The 14,861-nt window shown below is 67.4% G+C and carries 17 protein-coding genes; 8 read left to right on the top strand and 9 right to left on the bottom strand.

Translation table 11 applies throughout. The annotated features are described in order from the left end of the window. Positions 1–3: 3 nt before the first annotated feature. Positions 4–387, bottom strand: a complete 384-nt coding sequence (locus B2J86_RS00155; RefSeq protein WP_173024421.1) for a glutaredoxin domain-containing protein — start codon at positions 385–387, stop codon at positions 4–6. 149 nt (positions 388–536) lie between these two features. Between B2J86_RS00155 and B2J86_RS00150 the strand changes: the two genes are divergently transcribed. Then, on the top strand, positions 537–1,493 hold the full coding sequence (locus tag B2J86_RS00150) for an aldo/keto reductase (RefSeq protein WP_173024420.1): 957 nt from the start codon (positions 537–539) through the stop codon (positions 1,491–1,493). 7 nt (positions 1,494–1,500) lie between these two features. Here B2J86_RS00150 and rlmB read toward each other — a convergent pair whose 3' ends face one another. Then, entirely contained in the window at positions 1,501–2,247 is a 747-nt protein-coding gene (rlmB, locus tag B2J86_RS00145) for a 23S rRNA (guanosine(2251)-2'-O)-methyltransferase RlmB (protein ID WP_169168529.1), read from the bottom strand. 259 nt (positions 2,248–2,506) lie between these two features. Here rlmB and sstT point away from each other — a divergent pair, with 259 nt between their 5' ends. After that, complete coding sequence (gene sstT, locus B2J86_RS00140; protein WP_169168528.1) at positions 2,507–3,727, top strand: serine/threonine transporter SstT; 1,221 nt, start codon at positions 2,507–2,509, stop codon at positions 3,725–3,727. Between the two features lie 39 nt (positions 3,728–3,766). On the opposite strand, the gene B2J86_RS00135 is transcribed toward sstT, so the two are convergent. Further along, positions 3,767–4,459, bottom strand: coding sequence for an ABC transporter ATP-binding protein (locus B2J86_RS00135; RefSeq protein ID WP_169168527.1), 693 nt, complete (start codon positions 4,457–4,459; stop codon positions 3,767–3,769). A gap of 60 nt (positions 4,460–4,519) precedes the next feature. Here B2J86_RS00135 and B2J86_RS00130 point away from each other — a divergent pair, with 60 nt between their 5' ends. Continuing rightward, positions 4,520–5,152, top strand: a complete 633-nt coding sequence (locus tag B2J86_RS00130; RefSeq protein WP_169168526.1) for an arylesterase — start codon at positions 4,520–4,522, stop codon at positions 5,150–5,152. An 8-nt stretch (positions 5,153–5,160) separates the two neighbouring features. Here B2J86_RS00130 and B2J86_RS00125 read toward each other — a convergent pair whose 3' ends face one another. The 3 genes from B2J86_RS00125 to B2J86_RS00115 form a co-directional block, all read right to left on the bottom strand. Then, positions 5,161–5,352, bottom strand: coding sequence for a hypothetical protein (locus B2J86_RS00125; RefSeq protein WP_169168525.1), 192 nt, complete (start codon positions 5,350–5,352; stop codon positions 5,161–5,163). 98 nt (positions 5,353–5,450) lie between these two features. Then, positions 5,451–6,686: a PLP-dependent transferase gene (locus tag B2J86_RS00120; protein WP_173024419.1), complete on the bottom strand. Its 1,236-nt coding sequence runs from the start codon at positions 6,684–6,686 to the stop codon at positions 5,451–5,453. Between the two features lie 79 nt (positions 6,687–6,765). After that, a complete protein-coding gene (locus tag B2J86_RS00115) occupies positions 6,766–7,281 on the bottom strand; it encodes a BON domain-containing protein (protein WP_169168523.1) in 516 nt (171 codons plus the stop codon). A gap of 117 nt (positions 7,282–7,398) precedes the next feature. Between B2J86_RS00115 and B2J86_RS00110 the strand changes: the two genes are divergently transcribed. The 4 genes from B2J86_RS00110 (at position 7,399) to B2J86_RS00095 (ending at position 11,573) form a co-directional block, all read left to right on the top strand. Beyond that, a complete protein-coding gene (locus B2J86_RS00110) occupies positions 7,399–9,108 on the top strand; it encodes a SulP family inorganic anion transporter (protein ID WP_173024418.1) in 1,710 nt (569 codons plus the stop codon). 73 nt (positions 9,109–9,181) lie between these two features. Beyond that, the gene (locus B2J86_RS00105; protein WP_169168576.1) at positions 9,182–9,913 is read left to right on the top strand and encodes a GGDEF domain-containing protein; all 732 of its coding nucleotides are present in this window, start codon (positions 9,182–9,184) and stop codon (positions 9,911–9,913) included. 10 nt (positions 9,914–9,923) lie between these two features. Beyond that, positions 9,924–10,769 (top strand): MinD/ParA family protein, encoded by an 846-nt coding sequence (locus B2J86_RS00100; RefSeq protein ID WP_169633048.1) that lies wholly within the window; start codon positions 9,924–9,926, stop codon positions 10,767–10,769. A gap of 51 nt (positions 10,770–10,820) precedes the next feature. Then, positions 10,821–11,573 (top strand): sulfurtransferase, encoded by a 753-nt coding sequence (locus tag B2J86_RS00095; RefSeq protein ID WP_169633047.1) that lies wholly within the window; start codon positions 10,821–10,823, stop codon positions 11,571–11,573. 56 nt (positions 11,574–11,629) lie between these two features. Here B2J86_RS00095 and B2J86_RS00090 read toward each other — a convergent pair whose 3' ends face one another. From B2J86_RS00090 to B2J86_RS00080, 3 genes are all read right to left on the bottom strand, one after another. Then, positions 11,630–12,517, bottom strand: a complete 888-nt coding sequence (locus B2J86_RS00090; RefSeq protein ID WP_169168520.1) for a pirin family protein — start codon at positions 12,515–12,517, stop codon at positions 11,630–11,632. A gap of 92 nt (positions 12,518–12,609) precedes the next feature. Then, a complete protein-coding gene (locus B2J86_RS00085) occupies positions 12,610–13,035 on the bottom strand; it encodes a DoxX family protein (RefSeq protein WP_169168519.1) in 426 nt (141 codons plus the stop codon). A 36-nt stretch (positions 13,036–13,071) separates the two neighbouring features. Continuing rightward, the gene (locus B2J86_RS00080; protein WP_169633045.1) at positions 13,072–13,773 is read right to left on the bottom strand and encodes a pirin family protein; all 702 of its coding nucleotides are present in this window, start codon (positions 13,771–13,773) and stop codon (positions 13,072–13,074) included. A 105-nt stretch (positions 13,774–13,878) separates the two neighbouring features. Between B2J86_RS00080 and B2J86_RS00075 the strand changes: the two genes are divergently transcribed. Then, entirely contained in the window at positions 13,879–14,817 is a 939-nt protein-coding gene (locus tag B2J86_RS00075; RefSeq protein WP_169168517.1) for a LysR family transcriptional regulator, read from the top strand. Positions 14,818–14,861: the final 44 nt, after the last annotated feature.

The raw sequence follows: 14,861 nt of genomic DNA, 5'->3' as shown, positions 1-14,861 counted from the left end.
GATTTATCCGAGGCCGCGCAGGTGGGCGATGATTTTTTCCGAATCGTAGAGCCAGCGGCTGGCGCCGGCGGCGTCGGTGATCTTCAGGCAGGGCACCTTGGCCTGGCCGCCGCGCTCCAGCAACTCGGTCCGATCCGGGCCCGCGTGCTGCGCGTCAACGCGCCCAATGTTCAGCGACAGGCGGCGCATTTCCTGCCTGACCTTGATGCAAAAAGGGCAGGTCTTGTACTGGTACAACGCCAGGCTGCGGCACGCCAGGTCCACGCGGTCTTGCGCGGCCTGCGAGCGCACCAGGCCCCGGGGCCGGGTCAGCGTTTCCCTCAGCAGCATCACCGGGCCCAGGACGGTGCGCAGGGTCTTGAAAAAGAGTCGGATAAAAAATTTCATGGGCGATTCTAGGTAATTGTCCAGGTCCGCGAATTCGCGGCCTGACAGCAGCAGCAGCCCGCTGTCCTGTGTCCGGCCCACGCGCATGCGCGGCAACAATGGCGTCTGGCGGGCGCTCGGTCCCGCACAACCCACGCAAGGAGAATCCCATGCAACTTCGCTCCCTGGGCCGCTCGGGCCTGCAGGTATCGCCGCTGTGCTTTGGCGGCAACGTGTTTGGCTGGACGGTGGACGAGGCGACCGCGTTCTCGCTGCTCGACGCATGGTTGGACGCGGGGTTCAACTTCATCGACACCGCCGACGTGTATTCGCGCTGGGCGCCCGGGCACGTCGGTGGCGAGTCCGAAGCCATGATTGGCAAATGGCTTAAAAAAAGCGGCCAGCGCCACCGTGTGGTGCTTGCCACCAAGGTCGGCAAGGACATGGGCGGCGGCAAGCACGGCCTGCGCCCCGAGTACATCCGCCAGGCCGTGGAGGCGTCGCTCCAGCGCCTGCAGACCGACCACATCGACCTCTACCAGTCGCACGACGACGATGCCAGCGTGCCGCTGTCCGAGACGCTCGAAGCCTATGCCGAGCTCATCAAGGCCGGCAAAGTGCGCGCCATTGGCGCCTCCAACTACAGCGCTCCGCGCCTGCTCGAAGCGCTGCACACCAGCCAGAAGCTGGGCCTGCCGCGCTACGAAAGCCTGCAGCCGCTCTACAACCTCTGCGACCGCGCCGTGTTCGAGAACGCGCTGCAGCCGCTGTGCGTGGCGCAGCAGGTGGGCGTGATCAATTTCTATGCGCTGGCGGCAGGCTTTCTGACCGGAAAGTACCGCAGCGCAGCCGACGCAGCCAAGAGCGTGCGCGGCAAGAACACCACCAACAAGTACCTCAACGCGCGCGGCCTGCGCATCCTGGCCGCGCTGGACCAGGTGGCCGAGCGCTATGCGGCGACACCCGCCCAGGTGGCGCTGGCGTGGCAGCTGGCGCAGCCGGGCATCACGGCGCCGATCGCCAGCGCCACGTCGCTCGCGCAGTTGCAGGAACTGGTGGGCGCGGTGCAACTGCAGCTCGACGGCGACGCACTGGCCAGCCTGAGCGACGCCAGCGCGGAGGCGTGACGCGGCATCAGGAGCGCTGGCGCAACGCCTCGTAGAGGCACACGCCGCTGGCCACCGACACGTTGAGGCTCTCGACGGCCCCCTTCATCGGGATGCTGACCAGTTCATCGCAGGTCTTGCGCGTGAGCTGGCGCATGCCATCGCCCTCGGCACCCAGCACCAGGGCCACGGGGCCTTTCAGGTCGACCTGGTAGATGGTCTTGGGCGCATCGTCGCTGGTGCCGATGATCCAGACGTTGCGCTCCTTGAGCTCGCCGAGCGTGCGCGCCAGATTGGTCACCATGAAATAGGGCATGGTCTCGGCCGCGCCGCTGGCCACCTTGGCCACCGTGGCGTTGATGCCGACGGCGTGGTCCTTGGGGGCAATCACGGCGTGCGCGCCGGCGCCATCGGCCACGCGCAGGCAGGCGCCAAGGTTGTGCGGGTCGGTCACGCCGTCGAGCACCAGCAGCAGCGGCTGCGCCGTGCCGGCGGCTTCGAGGTCTTCGAGCAGTTCGTCGAGCGAGGTGACCTGCGCCACCGCCTCGACGCGCGCGGCCACGCCCTGGTGGCCGTGGCTGCCGGCCAGTTTGGCGATGCGCAGGCTGTCGGCTTCGATCAGGCGGGCGCCGGCCTCGCGGGCGCGGTCCAGGAACTGGCGCATGCGCGCGTCGCGCCGCGTGGCCTCGTAGTAGATCTCGATGATGGATTGGGGCGCGGTCTTCAGACGCACGCCCACGGCATGGAAGCCGAACAGGACTTTGGGGGAGGACATGGGGCGATTATCCGGGCAGCGGCGGGGCCGCGCCGCCGCCGGTCCGCGGGGATAAAGGCCCTCGCATAAAATCGCCGCCTCTCCCCCGCCCGCAAGCCACGCCGCCCCGGTGCGCTGCTTCGGACCTTCGAAGCCTGCGGCGGTGGTTCTTGCGGGTGGCGCGGCGCGCCACCTTTTCTTCGTTGACTGCCACCTGGCTCCGGGGTTTGCACGCACAGCGTGCAGGCCTTGCGAACCGCCCTTTCTTTTTTCCATCACCATGTTTTTCACCCCCCTGCTGCGTTGGCTACAGCGCACGAGCCTGGTCGCACAAATCGTGCTTGGCCTGTTGGCCGGCATCGTTCTGGCAACGGCTTTCCCGGCCGCCACGCCCCAGGTGGCCATCCTGGGCACCCTGTTCATCTCTGCCCTCAAGGCGGTGGCGCCCGTGCTGGTGTTCATCTTGGTGATTGCGGCCATCAGCAACCACCGGCCCGGTGAAGCCACGCACCTGCGCGGCGTGCTGGTCCTGTACCTGGTGGGCACGCTGACTGCCGCCATCGTCGGGGTGGTCGCGAGCATGTGGTTTCCGTCCACGCTGGTGTTGCAGGCGCCGGCAGACGCCGCCAACGCGCCCGCGCACATCGAGGAAGTGCTGCTGGCGCTGGTGCGCAACGCCGTGGACAACCCGGTGCATGCGCTGCTGGAGGCCAACTACATCGGCATCCTGACCTGGGCGGTGGCCTTTGGCATGGCGATGCGCCACGCCAGCGCCGGCACGCGCGCAGTGATGGCCGACCTGTCGGCCGGTATCACGCTCATCATCCAGGTGGTGATCCGCTTTGCGCCGCTGGGCATTCTGGGCCTGGTGGCCAGCACGTTTGCCGAAGCGGGGGCGGGCGCGCTGTGGGTCTATGTGCACCTGCTGGCCGTGCTGATCGGCTGCATGCTGTTCGTGGCGCTGGTGGTCAACCCGCTGATCGTGTTTACCATGCTGCGCACCAACCCCTACCCGCTGGTACTGACCTGCCTGCGCGAGAGCGGCGTGACAGCGTTCTTCACGCGCAGCTCGGCGGCGAACATCCCGATCAACCTGGCCCTGGCCAAGCGCCTGGGCCTCAACGAAGACACCTACAGCATTGCCATTCCTCTGGGTGCCACCATCAACATGGCGGGCGCCGCCATCACCATCAGCGTGCTGTCGCTGGCCGCAGCCAACACCCTGGGTATCGCGGTGGACCTGCCCACTGCCATCCTCCTGTGCGTGGTGTCGGCCGTGTGCGCCTGCGGCGCCTCGGGCGTGGCCGGTGGCTCGCTGCTGCTGATCCCCCTGGCCTGCAGCCTGTTCGGCATCTCCAACGATGTGGCCATGCAGGTGGTGGCGATCGGCTTCATCATCGGCATCCTGCAGGACTCGGCCGAGACGGCATTGAACTCGTCCACCGACGTGCTGTTCACCGCCGCCGCCTGCGGCGCCGCCGAACGCAGGCTGGCGCGCTGAGCCTGGCCGCGCCGCACCCGTGCGGACCGGCGCGCTGCGTCAGGCCCTCGCGCGGCCCGCTTCGATGGTGATGCAGCGCTCGCAACGCTGCGCAATGCCCCGGTCGTGCGTCACCAGCACCAGCGTCGTGCCCTGCTCGCGGTTGAGTTCGAACATCAGTTCCATGATGGTCTCCCCGGTGGCAAAGTCGAGGCTGCCCGTGGGCTCGTCGGCCAGCAACACCGCGGGCTGCACGACAAAGGCACGCGCCAGCGCCACGCGCTGCTGCTCGCCGCCGCTGAGCACCTTGGGGTAGTGCCCCAGACGCTGTCCCAGGCCCACGTGGTCCAGCATCTCGGCGGCCGCCTTGCGCGCGTCGCGGCGGTTGGCCAGTTCGAGCGGCAGCATGACGTTCTCCAGCGCCGTGAGGTTGCCCATGAGCTGAAAGCTCTGGAAAACGAAGCCCACCTTCTGCGCACGCAGGGCGGCACGCGCATCCTCGTCGAGCGCGAACAGGTCCTGCCCGTCCAGGCGCACCGTACCGCGCGTCGGCGTGTCGAGCCCTGCGACGATCGACAGCAGCGTGCTCTTGCCCGAGCCCGAGGCGCCGACAATGGCCACGGTTTCCCTCGGTGCCAGCTGGAAATCGATATCCCGCAGAATGTCGAGCGTGCCAGTGGAATCGGTCACCGATTTGTACACATGCTCGACCGCAATGATGGGTGTGGCGGGTGCGGCGGAGAATTCGGACATGAAAGGCCTTGTACTGTGAATCAAAACGCGTATCGGCGCGACTTTATCCGGAGCCTGGCCATGGCAGCTGCCGGGCTGTGCGTTCTGCCAGCCCTGGCGCAAGGCACGAAGGCAGGCCCGGCGACGCAGCCCGCCACGCAGACCATCTTGGTCGTGGGCGACTCGCTGAGTGCGGAATATGGCCTGGCGCGCGGCACGGGCTGGGTTGCGCTGCTCGAAAAGCGCCTGACCGCGCAAAACGTGGCCGCCAGGGTGGTCAATGCCAGCGTGAGCGGCGACACCACGTCGGGCGGGCGGGCGCGTCTGGCAGCGCTGCTGGCGCAGCACCGGCCGGCGGTAGTGGTGATCGAGCTCGGCGCCAACGACGCGCTGCGCGGCCTGGCGCTCAAGAACACGGAGGAAAACCTCGCTTGGATGGCGCAGGAAGCACAAAAATCGGGGGCCAAGGTGGTGCTGGTGGGCATGCAGGTCCCGCCCAACTATGGCAGCGACTACGCCGCAAAGTTTGCCGGCCTGTTCGAGACCGTGGCACGGAAGAACAAAACGGCGCTGGTGCCGTTCCTGCTCAAGGGTGTTGCCGATGCACCCAACCCCACTGCCCTGTTCCAGGCCGACCGCATCCATCCGCGGGCCGAAGCCCATCCGCAAATGCTGGACAACGTCTGGCCCGTGCTGCGCAAGCTGCTGCGCTGAAAACCGGCTCAGCCGGGTTGGTTGCCCGGCCCGGTCCCGGAAGCATCGGACGCGCCGGCGGGGGCGCTGTCCTGCTGTTCAGGCGCATAGCCATCCGGCCTGCGCACGGCAGCGGACTTGGCCCGCAGCTTCTCTTCCTTCTTCTTCTTTTTGGCCAGCTCGCGCTGTCGTTTCTCGTATCCGTAGTTGGGTGTTGCCAAGGTAAGTGCTCTCCAAAGTGATGGGCCACTGTAACAGCTTGGTCTGGAGAGGCGCCGGGCGGCGCCATCAACCCCACGCCCCGGTGCGCTGCTTGCCCTCAGGCGGTGCCAAAGGCGCTTTGCATGGCTTGCTGCAGGTCGCACTGCAAATCCGCCACGGCTTCAAGGCCCACCGCAAAGCGCACGACCGTACCGGAGCGCAGGTGCGCACAAGGCTGGCTGCGCATGCTGGCGAGCTCGTAGGGAACGACCAGGCTCATCGGACCGCCCCAGCTGTAGCCGAGCTTGAACAGGCGCAGACCATCGCAGAATGCATCCACTTGCGCTTGCGAGTAGCGCGCATCAAAGACCACACTGAACAAACCCGCGGCCGCGCCATCGCCTCCCTTTGCGGCACCGCACAGCGCCTGCCAGTGCGCGTGTCCCGGTGACTCGGGCAAAGCCGGGTGCAGCACCTGCGCTACGGGCGCCTGCTGCTGTATCCAGCGCGCCAGGGCGCGTGCCGCCACGTCGTGCGCGCGGTAGCGCAGACCGATGCTGGGCAGAGAGCGCAGCACCGCCTCGGCATCGTTGGCGCCCACCCCCAAACCCAGGTGCATGTGCAACAACTTGATCTTCAAATGCAGCGCCGGGCTGCGCGTGATGGCGCTGCCCATGAGCACATCGCCGCCACCGCTGGGGTATTTGGTCAGCGCATGCACCGACACATCGACGGCCAGGTTGCCGCTGCCGTCCCCCTCCAGGTCGAACGGCGCAAACGCCAGCCCCGCCCCCCACGTATTGTCCAAGGCCGTAGGGACTCCGCGGGCTCGGCACAAGCGCACCATTTCGCACAGGTCGGGGAATTCCAGGGTGACCGAGCCGGGCGCCTCCAGCCATACCAAGCGCGTGGCGGAGGTGATCTTGGCGGCCAGATCGGCCAGGTCGAGCGGGTCGTACAGCACATGGCGCACGCCAAACTGTGCCAATGTGGCTTCGGCCATGGACTTGTTCGGGCCGTAGGCATTGTCGGGAATCAGCACCACGTCGCCAGTTTTGAGCAACGCGAGCGAGACGAGCGCAATGGCCGCCAAGCCGCTGGGCACCAGCACACACTGCAGGCCGCCCTCGAGTTCGCACAGGCGCTCTTCCAGGACGAACGTGGTCGGTGTGCCGTGCAGGCCGTAGGTATAGCCGCTCTTATCCTTCCATTCGCGCGTGCGCATGGCGGCCACATTCGGAAAGATGACGGTAGAGGCCTTGTAGACGCCCGGTGCGGGGGCCACAAAACCTGCCGGCGCGGTGTAGCCGTGGTGGACGATGCGGGTGGACAGTTCGTGGACAGAGTCGTGCATGCCGCGATGTTAGCGTCCCGTGGCGGCCGCAGAAATGGCGGCCCCAAGGGCACCGCCTCAAACTGGCGCGTTGCGCCCCTCAGCCCGGCTTGATATCCAGCTGGTTGAGCACCGAACTCACGCCCTTGACGCCCTGGGCGATGGTCGCCGCTCTGTCCTTCGCCGCTTGGGAAGGGGCCGGCCCCTTGAGCGTGACCACACCGTTGTGCGTGTCCACATCAATTTTCAATGCGCTGAGATCGGGGTCCTTGGCCAAGCCCGAAGACACCTGGGCGGTGATGGCTCCGTCATCTGCCATGGCCAGGGCCGAATTGCCGGCCTGGCGCGCTGCAGCTTCCGCATCGCGCGCGGCCGCCTCTGCCTTGGTTGCGCCCTCTTCCACTTTCACCTGCGCCGCCTGCATGGCCTTCTGGGCATCTGCCTTCGCTGCTGCCGCAGCTTGCTCGGTCCGCTCCAGCGCCGAATCGATCTTCTGGCCGGTCGTGGGCTCCTTCATTTTCTCGCATGCCGCCAACCCCAGGGCCACGGCACTGACAGCCAGCAGGTTGGCAATGCGGGCGGCCGCAGGATGGCGCAAAGCCGATCGTTCTTGCATGGTATTTCTCCTATTTATGTAACTTCCGGCACTTTAGGAGATCGGTGGAGCCCGGCTGGTCGGAAAGCGCCGAAGTGCCTGTAGGACCAGGGCGACAGCCACGCGACAATACGCACCATGTTGAGCGTTGCCGTCCTTCACCGTTGGTTTCCTTTTCTTTCGTGGCCCCGGCCAGACCGCCAGCTGTTGCGGGGCGAGTTCTGGGCCGGCATGACGGTGGGCCTGATGCTCGTGCCGCAAGGCGTGGCTTATGCGGCGCTGGCCGGCATGCCGCTGGTGACCGGCATCTATGCATCGCTCGTGCCGGCCATCGTGGCCGTACTGTGGAGTTCGTCGACGCGCCTGGGCGTCGGCCCGACCGCGTTGACCAGCTTGCTGATCGGCGCTTCGCTCACGGGACTGGCCGCGCCGGGCAGCGCGCAATGGGTGGCCCTGGCGGCCTGGATCGCGCTGCTGTCGGGGCTGCTGCAGTTGGTGCTGGGCGCGGTGCGCTTTGGCTGGCTGCTGAACCTCGTCACCTCGCCCGTGCTCAGCGGCTTCACGCAAGCGGCGGCCCTGCTGATCCTCGCATCGCAACTGCCTGCGCTGACCGGCCTGCGCGTGCCGCTGGAGACGCTGGTGAGCGCGCCCCAGTGGGCCCAGTTCGACTGGAGCGCCGCTGGCTATGGTTTGGGCAGTGTGGCGGCGCTGGTGCTCGCCAAGCGCCAGTGGCCGCAGTTTCCGGCCGTGATCGTGGTCATGGGCGCAGCGGGCGCCCTGAGCTGGGCGACCGGGTTCGCCGGCCGCGGCGGCGCCGTGGTGGGTGCCCTGCCTGCGGGGCTGCCACAGCTGTACTGGCCCGGAGCCCTGACCTGGGACACGCTGGGCGCGCTGGTCATGCCGGTGCTGGTGGTGACGCTGGTGAGCTTTCTGGAGACCGCCTCCAGCGCCAAGGTCGACCACCAAAGCGGCGGCACACGCTGGGACGAGAACCAGGACCTGATCGCCCATGGCATGGCCAAGATCAGTGCCGGCCTGTGCGGCAGTTTCGCCACGAGCGCTTCGTTTTCGCGCTCGGCCATCAACCTGTATGCCGGCGCGCGCACCGGCTGGGCCACGGTGTTTGCGACCGCCCTCGTGCTGGTGGCTTTGCTGTGGCTCATGCCCGCGCTCTACCATGTGCCGCAGGCGGTGCTCGCCGCCGTGGTCGTGACGGCCATCACCGGCCTCATCAAGCCCTCCATGCTGCCCAAGCTGTGGCGCATCTCGCGCGTGGAAGCGGTCATCAGCGCCATCACCTTCGGCCTCACCCTGGTGACGGCCCCGCGCATTTACTGGGGGGTTCTGGCGGGCCTGCTGCTGAACCTCAGCCATTTTCTCTACCAGCGCCTGCATCCGCGCATCATTGAAGTGGGCTTGCACCCCGATGGCAGCCTGCGCGACCGGCACCTGTGGCAGTTGCCGCCGCTCGCAGACCATGTGCTGGCGCTGCGGATGGACGCAGAGCTCGACTTTGCCTCTGCCAATGCGCTCGAGCGCAGCGTTTCGGACCGGCTGGCCGAGCGGCCCGGCATGCAGCATGTCTGCCTGTTCGCGCTGCCCATCAACCGCATCGACGTGACCGGCGTGGAAACCTTTGCCCGGCTACAGACCTTGGTGCAAATGCACCACTGCACACTGCACCTCAGCGGCCTGAAACTGCCGGTCGAACAGGTCCTGCGCCGCGCCCAGGTGTTGCAGCCCGGCCCGCACCTGCGCATGTACCGCTCGGACACCGAGGCCCTTCAGGCGCTGCAGCAACTGCCCGTACCCGATGCCGAAGGAACAGCAACGGGCGTGGCGGCGTAAGGCTTCCGGGCCACGGTTACACTTGCGCCATTGCCCAGTCTCACCCGTGCCGCACACCGTCCCCCCTGAACCCATCGACCTGCGCGAGCTGCGCTTGGACACGGCCCGCGCGCTGGTCGAGCAGGCCGGGAAACCGCTGGACGCGCGTTCGCCCCAGGCCTATCTGCAGGACCTGATCGATGGCCTGTGCGAGCTGTCGCTGCGCGACCCGCTCACCGGGCTGGCCAACCGGCGCCATTTCTATTCGGTGCTGGAGCGCGAAATCGACCGCGTGACGCGCTCGGGCGAGGCGGCCTTGCTGCTGATGCTCGACATCGACAATTTCAAGCGCGTCAACGACACCTACGGCCACCTGGCCGGCGACACCGTGCTGCAGTCCGTGGCCCAGACCCTCAGCAGCTGCGTGCGCCCCATGGACACCCTGGCGCGCTATGGCGGCGAGGAGTTTGCCGTGGTGCTGCCGGCCTGCCAGGGCAGCTTTGGCCGCGTGATCGCCGAGCGCATCCGGCGCGCGGTGGCCGACACGTCCGTGCGCATCAACGCCCACACCGAGCTGCAAGTCACGGTGAGCGTCGGTGGCGCATTTGCACTGCAGTGGATACGCTCCACGACCACGCTGTGGACCGACCGCGCCGACCTGCAGCTCTACAAGGCAAAATCCCAGGGGCGCAACCGCGTATGCCTGGAAGACCCACCCGACAGCACGGTGAGTGCCGAGGAGAAAAGCCTGCTGTTCGGGCCGCTCTACACCCCTTCCGGCTGGGGCGACCTGCCCCCCCTGACTTCCACCGACAGCGCCTACTGAAAGCGATGAGATGAGTGACGCGCCGTCCCCCTCCCTCCCCACCCGCCCCTCTGCGGGACACGCCCCTGCGCCCGCCCCACAGGGCGCCCGCATCATTGCCATCACCAGCGGCAAAGGCGGCGTTGGAAAAACCTTCGTGTCGGCGAACCTCGCTACCGCGCTCACGCGGCGCGGCCAGCGGGTGCTGGTGCTCGACGCCGACCTGGGCCTGGCAAACCTCGACGTGGTGCTGAACCTGCACCCCAAAGTCACGCTGCACGACGTTTTCACCGGCAAGGCGCAGCTCGAAGATGCGCTGGTCGCTGCCCCTGGCGGGTTTTCTGTGCTGCTGGCGGGCTCGGGCATGGTCGAGTATTCGCGCCTCACGCCCGAAGTGCGCAACCAGCTGCTCCAGGTGATTCAGACCCTGGCGCCCCGCTTTGACGTGATCTTGCTCGACACCGGCGCCGGCATCTCCGACGTGGTGCTGTTTTCGGTGTCGCTGGCCTCCGAGGTGCTGATCGTGGCCACGCCCGAGCCCACCTCGCTGACCGATGCCTACGCGGCCATCAAGGTGCTGGCCTTGCAGCAAAAACGCCAGCATGTGCGCCTGGTCATCAACCAGGCTGCGCGCCCGGGCGATGGCCGCGCCATCACCGGACAACTGCAGCAGGTGCTCGACCGCTTCGTCTCCACCGAATCGGGCCGCTCCATGCGCCTGATCCACATGGGCGACATCCCTGCCGACCCGGCCGTGCGCGATGCCGTCATGCGCCGCCACCTGCTGCTGCTGCACACGCCAGGCTGCCCGGCAGCGCTGGCCATTGCGCAATTGGCCAACAAGATAGAAGACGCGCTGCTGGTGCGCGTGTCCTGAGTGCGCCCGAGCCTCCACGCCCGCAGTGCGGGCCTGCATGAGAACTGCACCGTGAATCCGATCCTCAACATCTCCTGCTACAAGTTCGTGTCCCTGCCCGATGCGCAGGCGCTGCGCGAGCTGCTGCTGGCCCGTGCCGTCGCGGCACAGCTCAAAGGCACCATCCTGCTGGCGGGCGAAGGCATCAACTTCTTTCTCGCCGGCGCCGCCGATGCGGTGCGCGGCTTCGTCGCTGCGCTGCGCGAAGACGCCCGCTTTGCCGACCTGGAGCCTAAGGAAAGCTGGTCCGCGCAGGTGCCGTTTCGCAAGATGCTGGTCAAGGTCAAGCGCGAGATCATCCGCATGGACCACCCGACCATCGAACCCGGCCGCGGCCGCGCGCCCTCGGTCGATGCCCCCACGCTGCGGCGCTGGCTGGCCCAGGGCCACGACGACGCCGGCCGCCCCGTGGTGACGCTGGACACGCGCAACGACTTCGAGGTGGACGCCGGCACATTCGACGGCGCCATCGACTGGCGCATCACCAAGTTCACCGAATTTCCGCCGGCGCTGCGCGAGCACAAGGTCGAGTTGGCCGGCAAGACCGTGGTGAGTTTCTGCACTGGCGGCATCCGCTGCGAGAAAGCCGCCATCCTGATGCGCGAGGAAGGCGTCGAGCATGTCTACCAGCTCGAAGGCGGCATCCTCAAGTACTTCGAACAGACCGATGGCGGCCACTACCACGGCGGCTGCTTTGTGTTCGACGAGCGCCGCGTGCTGGAAACCGACCTGTCGGCGAATGCGCAAAACGCTATGGATAAGTGAGCTTCAAGCACTTGACTGGCAAGCGCTAGAGGCCGATTTGATTCGTATTTTGGGCATCAGGGCCTGAACCGGCGCTCGGGCAACGCAATCCACTCGTGGTCGCCCGGCACCTGGCCCATGCGCTGGTGCTCCCAGTCGCCAGCGGCCTGCACGATGCGCTGCTTGCGGCTGGAGACGAAATTCCACCAGATGTGGCGCGGCGCATCGAGCGCATCGCCGCCGATCACCACCAGGCGCACGCCCTGGCGGGCGGGCGCCTGCAGCCGCACGGCGCCACCAGGCGCCAGCACCGCCAACGTGTGGGCTGCCACGGCCTCGCCCGCGATGTGCAAACCGCCATCGACCGCATAGACCGCCATTTCAGGCGCCAGCGGTGGCAGTTCGAGCGTGGCGCCTGGCGCCAGTTGAACGTCCAGGTACAGCGTCGGGGCGAACGTGGCCACGGGCGAGGTCTGGCCGAACGCAGCGCCGATGAGCACGCGCACGGTGGCGCCGCCCTCCACCACCTCGGGGATGGCGGCAGCCGGCGTGTGCGCAAACGCGGGCTCGGTTTCTTCGTGCGCCAGGGGCAGCGCGGCCCAGAGCTGAATGCCGTGGTTGACATGGCTGCTCGCTGCCAACGCTTCGGGACGGCGTTCGGAATGCACGATGCCGCGCCCCGCCGTCATCCAATTGATGGCGCCAGGCTCGATCTGCTGCACGCTGCCCAGGCTGTCGCGGTGCAGCATGGCGCCCTCGAACAGATAGGTGACCGTGGCCAAACCGATGTGCGGATGGGGGCGCACATCGAACTGGTCGCTGGGCGCCACCGTGATGGGGCCAAAGTGGTCAAAAAATACGAACGGCCCCACAGCGCGGCGCTGCAGCGCCGGCAGCAGGCGCCGCACGGTGAAGCCCCCGCCCAGGTCCTTTTCGTGCCCCGCCAGTTGCAGGGAAACGCTCACGGCAGCCGCTCCTGGAACGCGGTGGTCAATGGGGTACGCATCACACAAGCTCCTTTAAGAGGCACCGAAAACAATCCCCGGTGCGCGGGCCGCTATGCAGGCACTCTGTGCCCGGCGCGCGCGTTGTCCACGCTCCAGGCGCCCGGGCCGAACGCAGCCAGCACCAGCAGGCCGCCAACCACGGCGATGTTCTTGAAGAACAGCAGCTGCGTGATCATTTGCTGCTCGGCCGGCACAGCCCAGTAGGCATGGAAGTAAAAGCTGGCCACCAGGGTGAAGAAGGCCAGCACCAGGGCGGCAAAGCGGGTGCCCCACCCCAGCACCAGCGCCAGCCCGCCCAGCACTTCAATGGCCAGCGCGAGCGCTGCGGCGACCGTGGGAAGCGGCATGCCCACCGAGCCGATATAACCCACCGTGCCCGCAAAGCCGGTGATCTTGCCCAGGCCGGCGGGCAGGAACAGCAGGGCCAGCAACAGGCGGCCGGCGAGGGCCAAGGGGTTTTGCAAGGATGCGAACATGGTCAACTCCTTCTGTGGAAAAAAGGGGATGGGGTGTCAGGCCGCAAGATCAAACACTAGCACTTCCGCATCTTTTGCGTTGCCCAGGCGCAAAAACGATTCGTTTTCGAGCAGCGCGGCGTCGCCCCCCTTCAGCGCCTGGCCATTGGCCTCCAGCGTTCCGCGCACCAAGTGCACATAGGCCTTGCGCGCCGGGTCGAGCGCCAGGTCAACGGTCTCGGCGCCGTCGAACAAACCCGCATACATGGCCGCATCGGCGTGCAGGCGCACCGAGCCTTGGGCGCTGTCGGGCGACGCCACGAGGCGCAGGGTACCGCGCTTTTCGGCCTCGGGAAAACGTTTTTGCTCATAGCTGGGCTCGATGCCCGACACATTGGGCTCGATCCAGATCTGCAGGAAGTGCGTGGTCTGGCCCGCCGCGTGGTTGAACTCGCTGTGCACCACGCCGCTGCCGGCGCTCATGCGCTGCACGTCGCCCGGCGGGATGCCCTTGACGTTGCCCATGCTGTCCTTGTGCGCCAGCTCGCCGGAAAGCACGTAGCTGATGATTTCCATGTCGCGGTGGCCGTGCGCGCCAAAGCCGGTGCCGGGGGCGATGCGGTCTTCATTGATCACGCGCAGGTTGCCAAAGCCCATGTGCGCTGGGTCGTAATAGCCGGCGAAAGAAAAGCTGTGGTACGAGCGCAGCCAGCCATGGTCGGCGTGGCCGCGGTCCTGCGATTTGCGAATGGTCAGCATGGAAACCTCCTTGGGGAAGCCCCCACTGTAGGCCTCCCGGCCGGGCATGCGGTGCAAGGGCATTGACGGGATAATTCAAACAATTTCAACCGAATGATGCCTACCATGCAAAACGCACGCAATGTCCTGACCCCCGACAGCTTGGCCATGCTGCAGTGCATCGCCCAGGCCGGCAGCTTTGCCGCCGCCGCGCGCCAGCTTGGCTTGGTACCCAGCGCCCTGACATACCGCGTGCGCCAGATCGAGGATGCGCTCGACGTGCTGCTGTTTGACCGCAGCGCGCGCCAGGCGCGGCCCACCGAGGCCGGTGCCGAACTGCTGCGCGAAGGCGCGCGCCTGCTGCAGGAAATCGACGCCGTGGCCCACCGCGTGCAGCGCGTGGCCACAGGCTGGGAGCCGCAGCTGACCATTGCCGTGGACGGCGCCATCTCGCCCCACACCCTGCTGGAGCTGGTCGAGTCGTTTTACGCCCAGGCCCCGCCCACGCGGCTCAAGCTGCGCGACGAGATCCTGAGCGGCACGCTCGAGGCTTTGACGTCGGGCCAGGCCGACCTGGCCATCGGCGTGGCGGTGAACGCGTCCAACGTGGCGGGCCTGCAGCAGGGCCTGCTGGGCGAGACGCCCTTCATCTTCGCCGTGGCGCCGCACCACCCGCTGGCCCGCGCGCCCGAGCCGCTCAGCGACGCCACGCTGCTGCAGCACCGCGTGGTGGCCGTGGCCGACTCGGCCCGGGGCGACAACGTCAGCATGGGGATGCTCGGCGGGCAGGACGTGCTCACCGTGGGCTCCATGCAGGCCAAGGTGCAGGCGCAGCTGCGCGGCCTGGGCTGCGGCTTTCTGCCCGAGCCCATGGTGCGCCCCTACATCGAGGCCGGCCGGCTCGTGACGCGCCGGGTGGAGCGCTCGGCGCGCAGCATCCGCATGCATTACGCCTGGAACGGCACCCCGCACGGCCCCCAGGGCCGCGCGCTGCAGTGGTGGCTGGCTCAGCTGCAAAGTCCAGCCACCCAGGCCGCGCTGCTCGAGAACCACCACCATTTTTAGGCGCTGCGCTTCGCCAGGCGTGTAGAGTGGAAACATGAGACCGT

It is taken from the genome of Acidovorax sp. SRB_14 (assembly GCF_012932145.1).
In the GTDB taxonomy this organism is placed as follows: Bacteria; Pseudomonadota; Gammaproteobacteria; order Burkholderiales; family Burkholderiaceae_C; genus Simplicispira.
The sequence above is the reverse complement of the archived record's forward strand: the minus strand, read 5'-3'. Positions and strand labels throughout refer to the sequence as shown.

Excerpts from the sequence above, each read along its gene's own strand:
- B2J86_RS00080 (WP_169633045.1), bottom strand. The coding sequence starts at position 13,773 with ATGCTGACCATTCGCAAATCGCAGGACCGCGGCCACGCCGACCATGGC.
- B2J86_RS00135 (WP_169168527.1), bottom strand. The coding sequence starts at position 4,459 with ATGTCCGAATTCTCCGCCGCACCCGCCACACCCATCATTGCGGTCGAG.
- rlmB (WP_169168529.1), bottom strand. The coding sequence starts at position 2,247 with ATGTCCTCCCCCAAAGTCCTGTTCGGCTTCCATGCCGTGGGCGTGCGT.
- B2J86_RS00085 (WP_169168519.1), bottom strand. The coding sequence starts at position 13,035 with ATGTTCGCATCCTTGCAAAACCCCTTGGCCCTCGCCGGCCGCCTGTTG.
- B2J86_RS00075 (WP_169168517.1), top strand. The coding sequence starts at position 13,879 with ATGCAAAACGCACGCAATGTCCTGACCCCCGACAGCTTGGCCATGCTG.
- B2J86_RS00100 (WP_169633048.1), top strand. The coding sequence starts at position 9,924 with ATGAGTGACGCGCCGTCCCCCTCCCTCCCCACCCGCCCCTCTGCGGGA.
- sstT (WP_169168528.1), top strand. The coding sequence starts at position 2,507 with ATGTTTTTCACCCCCCTGCTGCGTTGGCTACAGCGCACGAGCCTGGTC.
- B2J86_RS00155 (WP_173024421.1), bottom strand. The coding sequence starts at position 387 with ATGAAATTTTTTATCCGACTCTTTTTCAAGACCCTGCGCACCGTCCTG.
- B2J86_RS00130 (WP_169168526.1), top strand. The coding sequence starts at position 4,520 with ATGGCAGCTGCCGGGCTGTGCGTTCTGCCAGCCCTGGCGCAAGGCACG.
- B2J86_RS00115 (WP_169168523.1), bottom strand. The coding sequence starts at position 7,281 with ATGCAAGAACGATCGGCTTTGCGCCATCCTGCGGCCGCCCGCATTGCC.
- B2J86_RS00110 (WP_173024418.1), top strand. The coding sequence starts at position 7,399 with ATGTTGAGCGTTGCCGTCCTTCACCGTTGGTTTCCTTTTCTTTCGTGG.
- B2J86_RS00120 (WP_173024419.1), bottom strand. The coding sequence starts at position 6,686 with ATGCACGACTCTGTCCACGAACTGTCCACCCGCATCGTCCACCACGGC.
- B2J86_RS00150 (WP_173024420.1), top strand. The coding sequence starts at position 537 with ATGCAACTTCGCTCCCTGGGCCGCTCGGGCCTGCAGGTATCGCCGCTG.